The following is a 17,265-nucleotide window of genomic DNA, read 5'->3' on the forward strand; positions in this document are numbered from 1 at the left end:
GCCTTCCCGATGCGGGAACCCACTTCACGACAGCTCGACCGAATAGATCTCGTCCGGCCGCCAACCCAGGCCGAGGCCGATGCGGAAAGCGACGAGCAGCACGATGACCGCCAGCGCGAGGCGGAGATATTCCGGCTTCACCTTGGCGGCGAAGCGCGCGCCGACCTGCGCGCCCGCGACCGACCCGAGCAACAGCAGCGCCGCCAGCACGATATCGACCGCCTTGGTGGTGGTGGCATGGACCATCGTCGCCATCGCGGTGACGAACAGCGTCTGGAACAACGAGGTGCCGACCACGACCTGAGTGGTCATGCCGAGCAGATAGAGCATCGCAGGGACCAGGATGAAGCCGCCGCCGATCCCGAGCAACATGGTCAGGATGCCGACGAAAAAGCCGAGCAGCAGCGGGGCGAGCGGCGAGATGTACAGCCCCGACCGGTAGAAGCGTGTCCGCAGGGGGAGCGCCGCGACGAGTGGATGGTGCCGGCGTTTGCGGGGGCGCGGCGGCGCACCAGTACGGCTGGCGTGGATCGCGGTCCAGCTTTCATGCGCCATCAGCCCGCCGATCGAGCCGAGCATCAGCACATAGACGATCGCGATCACCGTATCGATCTGGCCGCTCGCCTGGAGCAGCTTGAACAGCCAGCCGCCGAACAGCGAACCGATCAGGCCCCCCGCGACCAGCACGCCGCCCATCTTGGTGTCGACCCCGCCGCGCCGGATATGCGCGAACACGCCGGAGACGCTCGCGCCGGTCACCTGGCTCGCGGCCGAGGCGGCGGCGACGGTCGGCGGGATGCCATAGACGATCAGCAGCGGCGTGGTCAGGAATCCGCCGCCCACCCCGAACATGCCGGAGAGCAGCCCGACACCCCCGCCGAGCAGGACGATGACAAGTGCGTTCACCGACAGGTTGGCGATGGGCAGATAGATGTCCATTGACCAAGGCGGATATCCTGTTCGGCGCGTCGCGGAAAGCGCGACGCGGAGAATTCGGTAAGATGCCGGCGGTTCGCGGCAATGCACGGCAAGGATGTCCAGTTATTGCCGTCATCGGGCGGCCACTTCCGGCTGGACTTGAACCCGTATCGGGCCTTAGCGTGTGGCCGACTTTCCGGGAGAGTTCGATGAAGCTCGCACTGCGTCTGGCACTGCTCGGACTGGCGCTCGCGCCCGTCGCCGCGCTCGGTGACAACAGCCCGCAGGTGGTGATGGCGACCCCTGGGGTCGGCGATGGGGGCTCGATCAGGTCCTTCACCGCGCGGTTCAGCCAGCCGATGGTCCCGCTCGGCGATCCCCGGGCGCCATCGCCGTTCGGCGTCACCTGCGCGGTCGATGGCGAAGGGCGCTGGGTCGATCCGCAGACCTATGTCTATGACTTCAGCGGTCCGCTCTCCGGCGGCACGACCTGTAGCTTCAAGCTCAAGACCGGGCTGAAGAGCGTGTCGGGCTATGCCGTCACCGGCCAGCAGGACTTCAAGGTCGATGCGGGCGGCCCGGTCGCCCGCGCGATCCTGCCGGCGCAATATGACGGGGAGATCGAGGAGGATCAGGTTTTCCTCGTCGCGGCCAACATGCCGGCGACCGCCGCGTCGGTCGCCGGCAATGCCTATTGCGCGGTCGACGGGATTGGCGAGAAGATTCCGGTCGACGTGCTCGCGGCCGATGTGCCGGGCAAGCTGCTCGGGGAGATAGGCACGGGCAACTGGAACGTGCGCAGCTTCCTCGAAAATGCCGGCCTTCCGGCGGCGGTGCCGGCCGATGCAGCCGACCGGCAAAAGGCCTATGCCGCCGTGACTGCGCTCAAATGCCGCCGTCCGCTGCCCCCCGGCCGCGACATGGCACTGGTCTGGGGGGCGAATATCGCTGGCATCGGCGGTAAGCTTGCCGGTGCTGAACAACGCTTCGACTATACCGTGCGCAAGCCCTTCACCGCGCGTTTCGAATGCTCGCGCGTCAATGCCCAGGCCGGGTGCAGCCCGGTCGAGAAGGCCTATGTGCGCTTCACCGCGCCGATTCCGATGAGCATGGCGGAGCAGATCCGCGTGACCACCGCCGACGGCAAGGCCATCGCGCCGGTGTTCGACAAGGACGAGAAGAAGAAGGCGACGATCAGCAACGTCACTTTCTCCGCGCCGCTTCCGCCCGCGACCGCCGCGAAGCTCACCCTGCCCGCCGGGATCAAGGACGAGAGCGGCCGGACGCTGGCCAATGCAGAGCGTTTCCCGCTCGATGTCCGCTTCGACGAAGCGCCGCCGCTGATGAAGTTCGCCGCTCCCTTCGGTATCCTCGAGGCGAAGGAGCAGGGTGTCCTTCCCGTCACCGTCCGCAATGTCGAGCCATCGCTGCAAGGCCTGAGCGTGCCGGTCGCAGGCCAGTCGCTGCGTGTGGACGGGTCTGACGGCAAGGTCGCCGAATGGCTGCGCACCGTCGACAAGGCGGGCAGTTATGAAAGCCATCAGGTCAAGCAGGGGACTGAGACGGTCACCGTCAACGACACCGGGTCCAAATCGATCCTCGCCGGAGCCGGCGGTGCGCCGCTGCAGGTCGGCTTGCCCGGCAAGGGCAAGGATTTCGAGGTGGTCGGCATCCCGCTCGGCAAGCCCGGATTCTATGTTGTCGAGCTGGCCAGTCCGGTGCTCGGCCAGGCGCTGCTTGGCCGCAAGGCGCCGCGCTATGTCGCGGCGGCGGCGCTCGTCACCAACATGGCGGTGCATTTCAAATGGGGCCGGGAGCGCAGCCTTGCCTGGGTGACTCATCTCGACACGGGCAAGCCGGTCGCCAATGCCGTGGTCCGCATCACCGACAGTTGCACCGGGGGCCTACTCGCGCGCGGCACCACCGATGCCAGCGGCGGCGTGTTCGTGCCGCAGGGCCTGCCCGAGCCCGAGACCTATGGCAGCTGCGAGAACGGCAGTTCGCATCCGCTGATGGTTTCGGCGCGCGAGGGCGACGATTTCAGCTTCACCCTGACTGCCTGGGGCGACGGCATCCGGCCGTATGATTTCGACCTGCCCTATGGCTATCAGGCCAAGGGCGATATCCTTCACACCGTGTTCGATCGCGCACTCGTCCGCCAGGGTGAGACGATCAACATGAAGCACATCCTGCGCACCTCGATCGGCGCGGGTTTCGGCATGGCGCCGGCGCTCGAGGGGGTCCTGCGCCTGTCGCATCGTGGCTCCGACACCCAGTTCGACCTGCCGCTCAAGATCGACGCGAACGGCATCGGCGAATCGAGCTGGACCGCGCCGCAGGGCGCGCCGATGGGCGATTACGACCTGCAGGTGATCGTCGGCGACAAGACGATCTATACTTCCCAGTCGTTCAAGGTCGACGTCTACAAGCTGCCCACCATGCGCGCGACGGTGACCGGGCCGAAGGAAGCCGCGGTCAGGCCGAAGACGCTGCCGCTCGACCTGTTCGTCGGTTATCTGTCCGGTGGTGGCGCCTCCAACCTGCCGGTCGACCTGCGCGTCGGCTATTTCGGGCGGAGTTCAACGCCCGAGGGATATGACGGCTACAGCTTCGGCGGCACCGCGATCCAGGAAGGGACGCGCCCGCTCAACGGCGATGGCGAGGAAGAGCAAACCCCGCTTCCGCCGACCCAGACCCTGCCCGCCACGCTCGGCGGCGACGGCACGGCCAAGTCGGTCATCGAGGTGCCGCAGGGCCTGGACGGCGCGACCGACATGCTGGTCGAGATGGATTATCAGGATGCGAATGGCGAGGTGCTGACCGCATCGCGCCGAATCCCGATCTTCCCCTCGGCGGTGCAACTCGGCATCAAGACCGATGGCTGGCTGATGAAGCAGGACGATCTGCGCCTGCGTTTCGTCGCGCTCGACACCTCCGGCAAGCCGCTCGCCAACCAGAAGATCTCGGTCGCGCTCTACAGCCGCAAGATCCTGACCGCGCGGCGCCGGCTGATCGGCGGCTTCTATGCCTATGACAACCAGATGAAGACCGAGAAGCTGGCGGGCACCTGCGCCGCGACAACCGACTCGCTTGGCATGGCACAGTGCAAGGCCGATCCCGGCGTCTCGGGCGAGGTCTATGCCGTCGCGACGACGACGGATGCCAACGGCAATGTCGCGCGGGCGACCCGCTCGGTCTGGCTCGCCGGCGACGACGACTGGTGGTTCGGCGGTGATAATGGCGACCGGATGGACGTCGTGCCCGAAAAGACCGCCTACAAGGCGGGCGAGACGGCGCGTTTCCAAGTGCGCATGCCCTTCCGCGAGGCGACCGCTCTGGTCACGGTCGAGCGCGAAGGCGTGCTTTCCTCCTACGTCACCAACCTGTCGGGTACCGATCCGGTGGTCGAGGTGAAGATGCCGGGCAGCTATGCGCCCGACGTCTTCGTCTCGGTCATGGCGGTGCGCGGCCGCGTGCAGGGCGGCTTCTGGAGCTGGGTCCACGGCATCGCGCAAAGCCTCGGCCTCGCCAGCGGTCCGCCCGCCGCGCCGGAGCCGACCGCTCTGGTCGATCTCGCCAAGCCAGCCTACCGGCTCGGCATGGCCAAGGTGAAGGTCGGCTGGGAGGCGCATCAGCTCCAGGTCGCGGTCAAGGCCGACAGGGAGAAATATGCCGCGCGCGATACGGCGCAGGTCGATGTCCAGGTGAAGACCCCCGACGGCAAGCCCGCGGCCACCGCCGACGTCGCCTTCGCGGCGGTCGACGAGGCGATCCTCCAGCTCGCCCCCAATGAAAGCTGGGACGTGCTGACCGCGATGATGGGCGAGCGCTCGCTCTCGGTCCTCACCTCGACCGCGCAGATGCAGGTCGTCGGCAAACGCCATTACGGTCGCAAGGCGGTCGAGGCGGGCGGCGGCGGCGGCAACGACATGTCGGGGCTCAATCGCGAGAATTTCCAGCCGGTGCTGCTGTGGAAGGGGCGGGTCGCGCTCGACCGGAACGGCCATGCCCGGATTCCGGTGGTAATGAGCGACGCGCTGTCGTCGTTCAAGCTTGTCGCCATCGCCACTGACGGAGCGCAATTGTTCGGCACCGGCATGGCGAGTGTCAGGACGGCGCAGGACCTGTCGATCTTCGCCGGCCTGCCGCCGCTCGTCCGCGCCGGCGATTATTTCGCGGCCGGCTTCACGCTGCGCAACGGCTCGGACAAGCCGATGAAGGTCACGGCCATGGTCGACGTCACTCCGCGCGTTGCCGAGGGCAAGCCGTTGACGGTGGTCATCCCGGCCGGCGGCGCGACGCCGGTGGCCTGGAATCTTACGGCGCCGGGCAATGTCGCCAACCTCCGCTGGCATGTCAGCGCCAAGGCGGAAGACGGCAAGGCGGTCGACCAGCTCACGGTGAACCAGGACGTGATCCCGGCCGTGCCCGTCGAGGTGTGGGCCGCGACGCTCGCCCGGGTCGGCACCGACACCTCGATCCCCATCGCGCCGCCCGCCGGCGCGCTGCCGGGGCGCGGTTCGGTGGATATCAAGCTTGACGACACGCTTGCTCCGCCGCTTGCGGGCGTCCGCGCCTTCATGTCGGCCTATCCCTATGACTGTTTCGAGCAGCGCCTGTCGCGCATCGTCGCGCTGGGCGATTCAGCTGGCTGGACCGCGCTGGCGGGGGCGATCCCGACCTATCAGGCGCCTGACGGGCTGTTGCGCTTCTGGCCGTCCGACACGCTGCAGGGGTCGGAGATCCTGACCGCCTATGTCCTGTCGCTGACGGCCGACGCCGGCCTGCCGATCCCCGAGGCATCGCGCACGCGCATGATCGAAGGGCTGAAGGCAGTGCTCGACGGGCGGCTGCGGCACGAAACCTATGGCGATGTCCGTCTCGAAAAGGTCGCCGCCTTCACCGCGCTGGCGCGGGCCGGTGTCGCCACCCCGGCGATGCTCGGCCAGATCAGCATCACGCCGAAGGAGATGCCGACCGCGAGCGTGGCCGATTACCTGATGGCGCTCGACAAGGTCCCTGGCCTCGCCAACGGCCCGGCGCTGAAGGCGGCGGCGGAGGCGGTGATCCGCTCGCGCATCGCCTATGAAGGCACGCGGCTCGACCTGACCGACGCGTCGAGTTCGGCCTGGTGGCTGATGTCGTCAAGCGACGAGGCGTCGATCAAGGCGCTGCTCGCCACGCTCGGCCGGCCCGGCTGGCAGGACGATGCGCCGAAGATGATGGTCGGCGTCGCGCTGCGCCAGGTCCGCGGGCATTGGGATACGACAACGGCCAATGCCTGGGGCAGTGTCGCCGCGCGCAAGTTCGCGACGCTCTACCCGGCCGAGGCGATCGCCGGCACGACCTCGCTCGTGCTGGGCAGCCGCACCGTCGCGAAAGCGTGGCCGCTTTCGGTCGATCTGCGCCAGGCGAGTTTCCCGCTCCCCGCCGCGCAGACCCCGCTCCGCCTGTCGCAATCGGGTGGCACCGGTCCCTGGGCGAGCGTCTCGGTCTCGGCGGCGGTGCCGCTGACCAAGCCGCTCAATGCCGGCTACCGGATGTCGCGCAAGATGGACGTGGTGCAAGCGCGCACCAAGGGCGTGCTGACCCGCGGCGATGTCGTGAAGGTGACGATCACGGTAGAGGCGACCGCGGAACGCAACTGGGTGGTGATCGACGATCCGATCCCGGCCGGTGGCACCATCATCGGCGATCTCGGCGGCCAGTCGAAGATCCTTGCCGATCAGGGCAGCAATGGCGGCGGCTTCGATTTCGTCGCGCTCGACGGCGACGGCAAGCTCTGGAACGTCGAGGTCGGCGCCCAGCTCGCCTATGTCGAGCGCGGCAATGAATCGTGGCGCGCCTTTTTCTCCTGGCTGCCCAGGGGCAAGCTGACGGTCAGCTATCTGGTCCGCCTCAACGGCGCCGGCCGGTTCAACCTGCCGCCGTCGCGGGTCGAGGCGATGTATTCGCCCGCGATCCGCGCGCAGCTGCCCAATGCGCCGATGACGGTGGCGCAGCGGTGACGAGTGGCCGCGTTGCCTGATCCGGGGAGATTGCTCTCCGCGGGCGCGGAAGTGGCGAAGGCTGGCGGGCGGCTCTGGATGCGCGCGGAGTCGCTGCTGTTCCGCTGGTGGGCGGCGCTCCGCACCAGAAAGGGCATGACCTTCGCCGGCATAGGGCTGGTCGCCCTGGCCTATGCCGCGGTCGATTATGCCACGCTTCCCCCGCCGCTCCCCGGCTTTGCCGGGGTCCGCGCCGCATGGCATCCGTCCGAGGCCTGGCTCTACGACCGCGACGGCAACCTCATCGACAGCGCCCGCGTCGATTTCGCGGCGCGCCGGCTCGGCTGGACACCGCTCGACAAGGTCTCGCCGGTCACGCGCGAAACGCTGGTAGGTGCCGAGGATCGCCGTTTCTTCGGCCATGGCGGGGTCGACCTGCTCGCGCTGGCCGGCGTGGCGCGCGACAAGGCGCAGGGGGAACGCGCGCGCGGCGCCAGCACCATCACCATGCAGCTCGCGGGCTATCTCGCGCCCGGTCTCGCGGCCCCCGGTTCCCGCCGGTGGTGGGACAAGATCCGCCAGATGCGCGCTGCCTGGGCGCTCGAACGCGGCTGGACCAAGGATCAGATCCTCGAGGCCTATCTCAACCTGGCCGGCTTTCGCGGCGAGGCGCAGGGCATCGCCGCCGCGGCGCTTGGCCTGTTCGGCAAGACCCCCGATGCCCTCGCCCGCGACGATGCGCTGTTACTGGCGGCCTTGCTGCCCGATCCCCAGGCGACCGCGGACCGGGTCGCCCGCCGCGCCTGCGCCCTCGCGCATGAGGCGGATTGCACGCGCTTCGCCGGCGAGGCCGCGTCGATGCTCGGCCCGGCGCGCAGCCTCGCGCTCGACCCAGGCCTCGCGCCGCATCTCTCCGACCGGCTGTTGCGCAAGCCCGGCCTGCGCGTCAAAACGACACTCGATCGCCGCATCCAGCAGCTCGCGATCACCGCATTGAAACGCCAGCTCCAGGGCCTCGGCGGCGCCCGTGCCCGCGACGGCGCGGTGGTGGTGCTCGACAATGCCAGCGGCGACGTGCTCGCCTATGTCGGCGGAATTGGCGGCGCCTCGACTGCTCCGTCCGTGGATGGCGCCAATTCCTATCGCCAGGCCGGATCGACCCTGAAACCGTTCCTCTACGCCCAGGCGATCGAGAAGGGCTATCTCACCCCGGCCTCTATCCTCGACGATTCGCCGGTTCAGCTCGACACCGCCTCGGGCCTCTACGTCCCGCAGAATTACGATCGCGGCTTCAAGGGGCCGGTCTCGGCACGCTCGGCGCTGGCCGGGTCGCTCAACGTGCCCGCCGTCCGCACCCTGTTGCTGGTCGGGGTCGATCCCTTCCGCGACCGGCTATGGGATACCGGCTATCGTGGCATGACCGAGGACGGCCAATATTACGGCTTCTCGCTCGCGCTCGGCTCGGCCGAGGTGACTCTCCTCGAACAGGCCGATGCTTATCGCAGCCTCGCCAATGGCGGCCGCTGGTCGCCGCTCCGCCTCACCGCCGATGCCCCGCACGATGCGCCGCGAAAGGTCACCACACCCCAGGCGGCCTGGATCGTCGCCGATATGATGGCTGATCCCAACGCCCGCGCCGCGACCTTCGGGCTGGATTCGGCGCTTCGCCTGCCTTTCTGGGCGGCGGTGAAGACCGGCACGTCGAAGGCGATGCGCGACAATTGGTGCATCGGTTTTTCGGATCGCTACACCGTCGCTGTGTGGGTCGGGAATCTGGAGGGCGATCCGATGCGTGCCGTCTCGGGCACCAGTGGCGCGGCGCCGGTCTGGCGCGACCTGATGCTGGCGCTGAACGCCGATCGAAAGGTCACCGCGCCGCAGCGCCCGCCGGGCATCGAGCAGCGCGCGATTCGCTTCGCCAATCATGTCGAGCAGCCCCGGCTTGAATATTTCCTCGCCGGCACCGCGCAGACCGAGATCGCGTCGGCACCCCAGGCTGCCCGCCGGCCGCGCATCACCAATCCGGTTGCCGGCAGTGTCTACGCGATCGATCCGGATATCCCGCCCGATCGCCAGCGGCTCGCGATCGGCGTATCGGGAGAAGTGACCGCGCATCGCCTGCTGCTTGACCGGCGCGATCTCGGCGCCGCCGATTCGCAACCCCAGGTCCTCGCGGCGCCGGGCCAGCACCGGCTGAGGCTGGTCGATGTCGGCGGCCATGTGGTGGATCAGGTGTTCTTCACCGTCCGATAGAAAAGGCCGCGCCCGCCGGATGCGGACGCGGCCATGGGGTGGGCGGCATCGCCGCCCGTGCCGTTACCAGTAGAAGTTGCGGATCACGTCGACCACGACGCCGCGACGCGTGTCGATCAGCAGCACGTCGTTATAATGCCTCACCCAGCGCTGGTTATATCCTACCGGCGGCAGGCGATAGCGCCACGGATCGGCGATGAAATAGCGTGGCCCGTAATAGCTCGGCGCGATGCGCACGCCGGGGCGGAACGCGTAATAGCGGAACGGCGCGTTCCAGTTGCCGCGCGCGTAAAGCGAGCGATTGCGGTCGCGCCAGCCGCTCCAGTCGTTGCGGCCCCAGCGGCGGTCGCGGTCGCGAATGTCCTCGCGCAGCTCCTGTCGGGCGTCGCGGACGTCGCGGCGCTCCTCGCGGATGTCGCGGCGGTCGCCGTGGCGCCGCGCCTGGTCAAGCTCGCGCTGCTCCTCGCGCAGGTCGCGCCGGTCCTGGCGGACCTCGCGGTTCGATTGAGCCATGGCCGTGGTCGGCAGGACCGTCGCGGCCATCAGCGTCAGGATGATTAGTTTACGCATCGTCGATTCTCCATCTTCTCCCGGCGGCGCCTGAAAAGGCGCCGCGGCCCGCCCTTGTCGCCGGCTCGCGCTGAACGGCGCGCGAACCAGCCAGTCAGGTGATAGAAAGAATGACGCATGGGCGACGGCCTTCCGCCGCGCCACCGCGATTCGTGACGACGATTACGGGGTGTCGCGTCCGCCACCAGTCCCGCTGCCCGGCGAGCCCAGGCCCGCCGCGCCGACCGTGCCGATATTGCCGAACAGCTCGTCGAACAGGCTGCGCTTGCGGCCAAGCGTCGGCGTCTTTTCGCCGGATGGCCTGATCCTCGCGATCTGCTCGGCGCCCGTTCGGGTCACGCTCGTCACATTGCCTCTGGCGTCGAAGCTGATGCGCAGCGTCGTCTGGCTGGTCACCTTGGGGTTGTTATAGGCGAAATTGCGCGTGTCGCGGGCGATATAATACCATTCGCCCTGGTTGAACTGGCTGGCGAAGCTCGGCTTGCCCAGCACCTGGAGGACCGACTGGCGGTTGTCGACGCCCGGCTGGACCGAGTTGATCAGGTCGACGTCAAGCACATAGCCCTGATGCGCGCGCAGCGGCGTGCAGCCAGCGGCGGCGATTGTCGCGAGGCCCAGGGCGGCGCCCATCAGAAAGCGGGCGGAAATCACACTCATCATACTCTCCAGGCACGCCAGCGCGGCAACGCGAGTGCATTGCATCATGCGCCGTCAGCCTCAATATGCGGATGAACGCGGCCAAACAAGGGCACGCGCGGGAGACCTTGAGACGTGCAATGGATCGCGAAGCTGTTCGGTAGCCGGGACGAGGAGACGCTGCCGCTCTATACCGCGATCGTCGCGCGTGCCCGGGAACCACATTGGTACGAGGCAGGCGCGGTGCCCGACACGATCGACGGCCGGTTCGACATGGTCGCGACGGCCCTGTCCTTCGTGCTGCTCCGGCTCGAGGACGATCCCGTGGCGGCCGGCCCAAGCGCGAAGCTGACCGAGCGTTTCGTCGAGGATATGGACGGCCAGCTTCGCGAAATCGGCATCGGCGACATCGTCGTCGGCAAGCATATCGGCAAGATGATGAGCATGCTCGGCGGCCGGCTGGGCGCCTATCGCGACTCGACGACTCCCGCCGCGCTCGATGCTGCACTGGTCCGCAACCTCTATCGCGGGACGCCGCCTGGTCCGGCGGCGCTGGCCCATGCGCGCGATTCGCTGATGTCTTTCCGCGATTCGCTCGCCGCCACGCCGACGGCATCGCTGCTCGCGGGAACCATGCCATGAGCGTTCCGGAATTTTCCCGCCCTGAACGAATCGACACGATCGGCGAAGGGGAGCGCGAGGTCGCGGTATCCGCCAGCGCGGAGGAAATGGCGGCACTCGCCGTCCGCTTCGGCCTGAAGGCGATCGACCGGCTCGAGGGCAAATTCCGTATCCGGCGCGATGCAGCCGGCATCGTCGCGCGGGGCAATGTCCAGGCGGATGTGGTGCAGGCCTGTGTCGTTACCGACGATCCGATTCCCGTTTCGGTCGATGAACCCGTCGCGCTCCGTTTCGTCGCTGACGATGAACCCGCGGGTGAAGAAGTCGAGCTTAGCGAGGATGCGCTCGATACGATGAGCTTCGACGGCGCCGCGATCGATCTCGGCGAGGCGGCGGCCGACACCATGGCGCTTGCGCTCGATCCCTTCCCGCGCGGGCCCAACGCCGCGGCGGTGTTGAAGCAGGCGGGGGTGATCAGCGAAGAAGAGGCAAGGCCGCTTGGCGCGCTGGCCGGGCTGGCCAGCCTCAAGGCCAAGCTGGAAAAAGGTCAGTCCTGATCGGGGCCAAGACTAGGGTCCAGGTCGCGCGGCCTTACGAACAGCGCCAGCGACGCACCGCCGGCCGCGACATCGCGCCACGATTCCACCGCGAAGCGCAATTGCGCGGTGCTCGCTGTCGGGAATTTCGTCTCGACATCGTCGCGCAGCGGTTGCTCGTCCGAATCGGGTACCAGCAGCAGCACCAGATCTTCCAGCCCCGGATTATGGCCGATCAGCAGCGCATCGTCGGCGCCCTCGGGCAACTCGTGGATCACGTCGAGCAGCGTCGTGGCCGAGGCGAGATAGATTCGCCGGTCCCAGGCGGGCGCCAGCGCGGCGCCGTAGCCGGTGGCGACCTGATCGATCGTCTCCATCACCCGCACCGCGGGCGAGGCGACGACCTGGTCGAATTTCAGGCCCATCGTCCGCCAGTTGCGCCCGACAAGCTGGGCCGCGCGCTTGCCCTTGCCGTTGAGCGGCCGATCGAAATCGCGCAGCACCGGATCGTCCCAGCCCGATTTGGCATGGCGCAGGAGCGTCAGCGTCTTCATCCCGGCAAGCGTCTCCGTCAGGCTTCCTCGCGCGCCTCATGCCCCACCTTCGTGAAGGAAGGAAGACGGCCCGCACGGAGCACCGCCTCGTCCAGGGTCACGCGAGACACCGATACGCCCGGCGGAAAGGCGGTGAGCAGCCGCGACGGCATCGCCGCGGAAAGCAGGACGAAAATGCCATGGTCGTCGGCCCGGCGGATCAGCCGCCCGAAAGCCTGGGCCAGCCGGGCCCGCACGATTCGGTCGTCATAGGCGCTGCCGCCCCCGGCAAGCCGCCGCGCGGCATGCAGCACGGTCGGCTTGGGCCAGGGCACACCCTCCATCACCACCAGCCGCAGCGACCGGCCCGGCACATCGACCCCGTCGCGCAGCGCATCGGTGCCGAGCAGCGAGGCGGAGGCGTCGTCGCGGAAGATATCGACCAGCGTGCCGGTGTCGATCGGGTCGACATGCTGGGCGTAGAGCGGCAGGCCGTCCCGGGCCAGCCGGTCGGCGATCCGCGCATGCACGCCGCGCAGCCGCCGGATCGCGGTGAACAGCCCGAGCATGCCCCCGCCCGAGGCGACGCCGAGCCGGGCATAGGCATTGGCGAGCGCTCCCATGTCGCCGCGCTTCACGTCGGTGACGATCAGCACCTCGGCCTGCGCCGCATAGTCGAACGGGCTCACCGCCTCGAACCGGCTCGCGCCGCGCACCAGATGCTGCGCCCCGGTCCGCGCCTCGGCCACTTCCCAGTCGCCGCCGCCGCGCAGCGTCGCGGAGGTGACGAGCGCGCCATGCGCCTGTTTCAGCACCGTCTCGGCGAACGGCTTGCTCGGGTCGAGCCAGTGGCGGTGAAGCCCGATATCATATTCGCGCCCCTCGATCCGGTCGACCGCGAGCCAGTCGACATAATCGGGCGTGGCCGGCCCGCCGATCCGGGCGAGCAGCGACAGCCATGCCGCCACCGTCTCGGCCCGCCAGCCGATCGAGGCGATCGCACCCTCGATCCGCGCGCGGGCGGGGCCGTCCATCCAGTCAGGCGCCTCGGCCAGCACCGCCTCGAGCCGTCGCCCCAGGGTGACGAGCGGACGCACCAGCGCATCGAGTGCCTGCGCCGCCGGCGCGGCCGCTTCGATCAAGGCCGGATCGGGTTCGGCCAGCTCGGTCTCCAGGCCATAGCCGGCATCGCCCGCCGCCTCGGCGCGTGCATAAGTCAGCCCGCGCACCGCCGCGAGCAGGGTCTCGATCGGGCCGAACGGCGCTCCCTCGCCCAGCCGCTGCAGCCACCCGTCGCTCGCCAGCGCCCCCGCTGCCTTGATCGCGTCGGCGATGGCGATTCCGCCGCCTTCGTCATAGCTCGCCACGTCGGAAAGCCGCGCCGCCAGACCGCGCCGCCGCCCGCGCGCGCCCGATTCGGGGCCGAGGATCCAGCGCCTTAGCTCGATCGTCTCCTGCCCGGTCAGCGCGGTCGAGAACATCGAATCCGCCGCGTCGAAGATATGGTGACCCTCGTCGAATACGTAGCGGGTCGGTCGTGTCGCCAGCTCGCGGCCGCGCGCCGCATTGACCATCACCAGGGCATGGTTGGCGATGACGATATCCGCCTCTGCGCTCGCCCGGGCCGCACGCTCGATGAAGCATTTCCGGTAGTGCGGGCAGCCGGCATAGACGCATTCGCCGCGCCGGTCGGTCAGTGCGGTCGATCCGTTGCGGCGGAACAGGGTCGGCAGCCAGCCGGGCAGGTCGCCGCCGACCATGTCGCCGTCAGCGCTATAGGCCGCCCAGCGCGCGACCAGTTGCGCCAGGATCGCCGCGCGTCCGGCGAACCCGCCCTGCAGGGCATCCTCCAGGTTGAGCAGGCAGAGATAATTCTCCCGGCCCTTGCGGGTCACGACCCTGGCCTTGCGGATCTCCGGATCGGGGAACAGCCGTGCGCTTTCATGTCCCAGCTGGCGCTGCAGCGCCTTGGTGAAGGTCGATACCCACACCGCACCCCCGGCCTTTTCCGACCAGAGCGAGGCGGGGGCAAGATAGCCCAATGTCTTGCCGATGCCGGTGCCTGCCTCGGCCAGCACCATGTTCGGCTCGTCGCGCACCATGCGCGGGCTGAACGCCTCCATCGCGGCCTGGGCGAAGGCGCGCTGGCCCGGCCGCTGTTCCGCGCCATTGCCGGTCAGTCGCGCGAGCCTCGCCTGGGTCTCCTCGGGGTCCAGCGAGATGGTACGCGGCGCGGGTCGTGGTGCGCCTTCCCACCATTCCGGCAGCTTCGAGAACAGCCAGCGCTCGGCGGTGGCGGGTTTGCGCAGCCGTTCGGCGACGACCGGCGCCCAGGTCCAGCGCAGCCGGAACAGCGATTGCGCCGCGGTCCAGGCGCCCTCGCGCTCCGGCCAGTCGCCAGCCGGCATGTCGAGCAGCTTCGCGGTCGCGGCGCGCAGGAATGCGGCGACGTCCGCATCGTTGGGCGGTGGCTCGAGCCCCGTCTCACGCGCGAGTCCGCGCGGCGTCGGCACCATGAAGCGCGCCGGGCAGAGAAAGGCGAACAGTTCGAGCACGTCCAGTCCCGACAGATCGGCATAGCCGAGCCGCTGCCCGATCAGCGGCGCGTTGAGCACGATCACCGGCGTATCGGCCGCAATCCGGATCGCCTCGCCGCGCCCGATCGGTCGCGTGCCCTCGGCATCGGCGATCCAGATGCCGCTATGGCTTGCGTGGAGGGCGGGATAGGGGAGCAGGGCCACGCCCACCCATCGCCCGAATGGAACGAATTGGCAACGGCGACCCGTCGCATTCCCCGGGGGGTATCGCCCTTGCTCCTTCCCCGGCGGAGGCCGGGGCCCAGTTGGGGAACGTCTGGGAATTTGCGTTGCGCGCAATCACTCAAGCCTTTCCAACTGGGCCCCGGCCTTCGCCGGGGAAGGTAGAAGCGGGAGGCTGCGTCTCGAAAAGCAGGCTATGTTGTCGCTCAGCCGTCACCGCGCTACTGCGCCCGCATGACTGCACCCGAACTCCGCGCCGCCGCCCTCGAATCCAAAGCCTGGCCGTATGAAGAGGCGCGCAAGCTGCTGAAACGCTATCCGGACGGCAAGCAGGGTGCGCCGGTGCTGTTCGAGACCGGCTATGGCCCCTCGGGCCTGCCGCATATCGGCACCTTCAACGAGGTGCTGCGCACGACGATGGTGCGCAATGCCTTCCACGCGCTCAGCGACACGCCGACCCGCCTCGTGGCCTTTTCCGACGACATGGACGGCCTGCGCAAGGTACCGGACAATGTCCCCAATCGCGCGATGCTCGCCGAATATCTCGGCAAGCCGCTGACCAGGGTGCCGGATCCGTTCGAGAAGTTCGAAAGCTTCGCGCATCACAACAACGCGATGCTGCGTGATTTCCTCGATCGCTATGGCTTCGATTACGAATTCCTGTCCTCGACCACTGAATATGCCTCGGGCCGGTTCGACCCGACCTTGAAGCTGATCCTCCGGCGCTACCAGGCGATCATGGATGTCATGCTGCCGACGCTCCGTGCGGAGCGTGCCGCGACCTATTCGCCGATCCTGCCGATCAGCCCGAAATCGGGCATCGTGCTTCAGGTGCCGGTCGAGGTGGTCGATGCCGATGCCGGGATCATCGCCTTCATCGATGAGGGCGACCGGATCGAGCAGTCCGCGCTGAGCGGCATGGCCAAGCTGCAATGGAAGGTCGACTGGGCGATGCGCTGGACCGCGCTCCAGGTCGATTACGAGATGTCGGGCAAGGACCTGATCGACAGCGTCACCCAGGCGTCGAAGATCACGCGGGTGCTCGGCGCCCGCCCGCCCGAGGGACTCACCTATGAGATGTTCCTCGACGAAAAGGGCGAGAAGATCTCCAAGTCGAAGGGCAACGGCCTCAGTCTCGACGAGTGGCTGACTTACGGGCCTGAGGAGAGCCTTGCCTTCTACATCTATCGCGAGCCGAAAAAGGCCAAGTCGCTTCACATGGGCGTCATCCCGCGCGCGGTCGACGAATATTGGCAGTTTCGCGGCAATTATGCCGGGCAGGAACTGAAGGAGAAGCTCGGCAACCCGGTCCATCACATCCATGACGGCAAGCTGCCGACGGGCGAATTGCCGGTCACCTTCGGGCTGCTGCTCAATCTCGTCAGCGTGATGGGGGATGCGACCCGGGAACAGGTGTGGAGCTATCTTTCCAATTATGTGCCCGACGCGACGCCCGAGGCTTATCCCGAGCTCGACCGGCTGATCGGCCATGCGCTCGCTTATGGTCGCGATTTCGTCGCGCCCACGCTTCAGCGCCGCGCCCCCGAGGGTGTGGAGGTCGCCGCGCTCGAACGGCTCGACGCCGATCTTGCTGCATTGCCGCCCGAGGCGAGCGCCGAGGACATTCAGAATATCGTCTATGAGATCGGCAAGACCAGCGGGTTCGAGACTCTGCGTGACTGGTTCAAGGCGCTCTACGAGACACTCCTCGGTTCGTCCCAGGGGCCGCGCATGGGCAGCTTCATCGCGCTCTATGGTATCGAGAACAGCCGCAAGCTGATCGCCGAGGCGCTTGCGCGCTGATGGGAGGCGCGATGTCGATACGGCCCGCCCGGGCTGACGATGCCGCTGCCATCTGGTCGATCATCGGCCCGGTGATCGGGGCCGGCGAAACCTATGCGCTCGATCGCGACATGGCCGAGGCCGAGGCGATCGCCTATTGGATGGGCGCGGACAGGGAAACCTTCGTCGCCGAGGAAGACGGTGTCGTGCTCGGCACCTATTATATCAGGGCAAATCAGGCCGGTGGCGGCAGGCATGTCGCCAATTGCGGCTATATGACTCATGTTGCCGCAACGGGTCGTGGCCTGGCGCGACGCATGGCGGAGCATTCGATCGATCGTGCGCGGCTGCGCGGCTTCCGGGCAATTCAGTTCAACTTCGTGGTGAGCAGCAACGACCGGGCGGTGCGCCTCTGGCAGTCGCTCGGCTTCGACATCGTCGGCACCTTGCCGCGCGCGTTTGACCATCCGGCGCACGGCTTCGTCGATGCGTTCGTGATGTTCCGGGACCTCTGAAACCTCCCCTCCTAACCTCCCTCTCCCCTTGTGGGAGAGGGAAGGGACCCGCGCCGAAGGCGTGGGAAGGGTGAGGGGGACACTCGTCACTGAGTATCTCGAACCTCACTCCCCCTCACCTTCCCGCAGCTTCGCTCTCCTTCCTCTCCCTGAAG

11 protein-coding genes are annotated in these 17,265 nt (G+C 68.0%); 6 read left to right on the forward strand and 5 right to left on the reverse strand.

Annotated elements, in window-relative coordinates:
• Nucleotides 1-24: 24 nt before the first annotated feature.
• Nucleotides 25-939 (reverse strand): sulfite exporter TauE/SafE family protein, encoded by a 915-nt coding sequence (locus NDN01_RS22305; RefSeq protein WP_272624228.1) that lies wholly within the window; start codon nt 937-939, stop codon nt 25-27.
• 188 nt (nt 940-1,127) lie between these two features.
• Here NDN01_RS22305 and NDN01_RS22310 point away from each other — a divergent pair, with 188 nt between their 5' ends.
• Both NDN01_RS22310 and pbpC read left to right on the forward strand, forming a co-directional pair.
• Nucleotides 1,128-6,926, forward strand: coding sequence for an alpha-2-macroglobulin family protein (locus NDN01_RS22310; RefSeq protein WP_272624229.1), 5,799 nt, complete (start codon nt 1,128-1,130; stop codon nt 6,924-6,926).
• Between the two features lie 135 nt (nt 6,927-7,061).
• Nucleotides 7,062-9,158 (forward strand): penicillin-binding protein 1C, encoded by a 2,097-nt coding sequence (pbpC, locus tag NDN01_RS22315; RefSeq protein ID WP_272628353.1) that lies wholly within the window; start codon nt 7,062-7,064, stop codon nt 9,156-9,158.
• 63 nt (nt 9,159-9,221) lie between these two features.
• Here the strand turns inward: pbpC and NDN01_RS22320 are convergent, their stop codons facing one another.
• Together NDN01_RS22320 and NDN01_RS22325 are read right to left on the reverse strand one after the other, a co-directional pair.
• Nucleotides 9,222-9,728, reverse strand: a complete 507-nt coding sequence (locus NDN01_RS22320; RefSeq protein WP_272624231.1) for an RcnB family protein — start codon at nt 9,726-9,728, stop codon at nt 9,222-9,224.
• A 162-nt stretch (nt 9,729-9,890) separates the two neighbouring features.
• The gene (locus NDN01_RS22325; protein ID WP_272628355.1) at nt 9,891-10,385 is read right to left on the reverse strand and encodes an outer membrane protein assembly factor BamE; all 495 of its coding nucleotides are present in this window, start codon (nt 10,383-10,385) and stop codon (nt 9,891-9,893) included.
• A gap of 114 nt (nt 10,386-10,499) precedes the next feature.
• On the opposite strand from NDN01_RS22325, the gene NDN01_RS22330 reads away from it, so the two are divergent.
• Both NDN01_RS22330 and NDN01_RS22335 read left to right on the forward strand, forming a co-directional pair.
• Nucleotides 10,500-11,006, forward strand: a complete 507-nt coding sequence (locus tag NDN01_RS22330; protein ID WP_272624233.1) for a ubiquinol-cytochrome C chaperone family protein — start codon at nt 10,500-10,502, stop codon at nt 11,004-11,006.
• A complete protein-coding gene (locus NDN01_RS22335; protein WP_272624235.1) occupies nt 11,003-11,542 on the forward strand; it encodes a YceD family protein in 540 nt (179 codons plus the stop codon). The genes NDN01_RS22330 and NDN01_RS22335 overlap by 4 nt, the downstream gene beginning before the upstream one ends.
• Here the strand turns inward: NDN01_RS22335 and NDN01_RS22340 are convergent.
• Both NDN01_RS22340 and NDN01_RS22345 read right to left on the reverse strand, forming a co-directional pair.
• Nucleotides 11,533-12,075 carry a SixA phosphatase family protein gene (locus tag NDN01_RS22340; RefSeq protein WP_272624237.1) on the reverse strand — a complete coding sequence of 181 codons (543 nt, stop codon included), beginning with the start codon at nt 12,073-12,075 and terminating at the stop codon, nt 11,533-11,535. The two genes, NDN01_RS22335 and NDN01_RS22340, sit on opposite strands and share 10 nt — an antisense overlap.
• Before the next feature lie 17 nt (nt 12,076-12,092).
• The gene (locus NDN01_RS22345; RefSeq protein WP_272624239.1) at nt 12,093-14,795 is read right to left on the reverse strand and encodes an ATP-dependent DNA helicase; all 2,703 of its coding nucleotides are present in this window, start codon (nt 14,793-14,795) and stop codon (nt 12,093-12,095) included.
• Nucleotides 14,796-15,047: 252 nt separating this feature from the next.
• Here NDN01_RS22345 and NDN01_RS22350 point away from each other — a divergent pair, with 252 nt between their 5' ends.
• Nucleotides 15,048-16,616, forward strand: a complete 1,569-nt coding sequence (locus NDN01_RS22350) for a lysine--tRNA ligase (protein WP_272624241.1) — start codon at nt 15,048-15,050, stop codon at nt 16,614-16,616.
• A gap of 11 nt (nt 16,617-16,627) precedes the next feature.
• Nucleotides 16,628-17,110: a GNAT family N-acetyltransferase gene (locus NDN01_RS22355; protein WP_272624243.1), complete on the forward strand. Its 483-nt coding sequence runs from the start codon at nt 16,628-16,630 to the stop codon at nt 17,108-17,110.
• Nucleotides 17,111-17,265: the final 155 nt, after the last annotated feature.

The sequence above is a fragment of the Sphingomonas sp. QA11 genome (assembly GCF_028473665.1).
In the GTDB taxonomy this organism is placed as follows: Bacteria; Pseudomonadota; Alphaproteobacteria; order Sphingomonadales; family Sphingomonadaceae; genus Sphingomonas; species Sphingomonas phytovorans.

Coding starts and splice junctions, on each gene's coding strand:
- NDN01_RS22305 (WP_272624228.1), bottom strand. CDS start 939: ATGGACATCTATCTGCCCATCGCCAACCTGTCGGTGAACGCACTTGTC.
- NDN01_RS22310 (WP_272624229.1), top strand. CDS start 1,128: ATGAAGCTCGCACTGCGTCTGGCACTGCTCGGACTGGCGCTCGCGCCC.
- pbpC (WP_272628353.1), top strand. CDS start 7,062: ATGACCTTCGCCGGCATAGGGCTGGTCGCCCTGGCCTATGCCGCGGTC.
- NDN01_RS22320 (WP_272624231.1), bottom strand. CDS start 9,728: ATGCGTAAACTAATCATCCTGACGCTGATGGCCGCGACGGTCCTGCCG.
- NDN01_RS22325 (WP_272628355.1), bottom strand. CDS start 10,385: ATGAGTGTGATTTCCGCCCGCTTTCTGATGGGCGCCGCCCTGGGCCTC.
- NDN01_RS22335 (WP_272624235.1), top strand. CDS start 11,003: ATGAGCGTTCCGGAATTTTCCCGCCCTGAACGAATCGACACGATCGGC.
- NDN01_RS22340 (WP_272624237.1), bottom strand. CDS start 12,075: ATGAAGACGCTGACGCTCCTGCGCCATGCCAAATCGGGCTGGGACGAT.
- NDN01_RS22350 (WP_272624241.1), top strand. CDS start 15,048: ATGACTGCACCCGAACTCCGCGCCGCCGCCCTCGAATCCAAAGCCTGG.
- NDN01_RS22355 (WP_272624243.1), top strand. CDS start 16,628: ATGTCGATACGGCCCGCCCGGGCTGACGATGCCGCTGCCATCTGGTCG.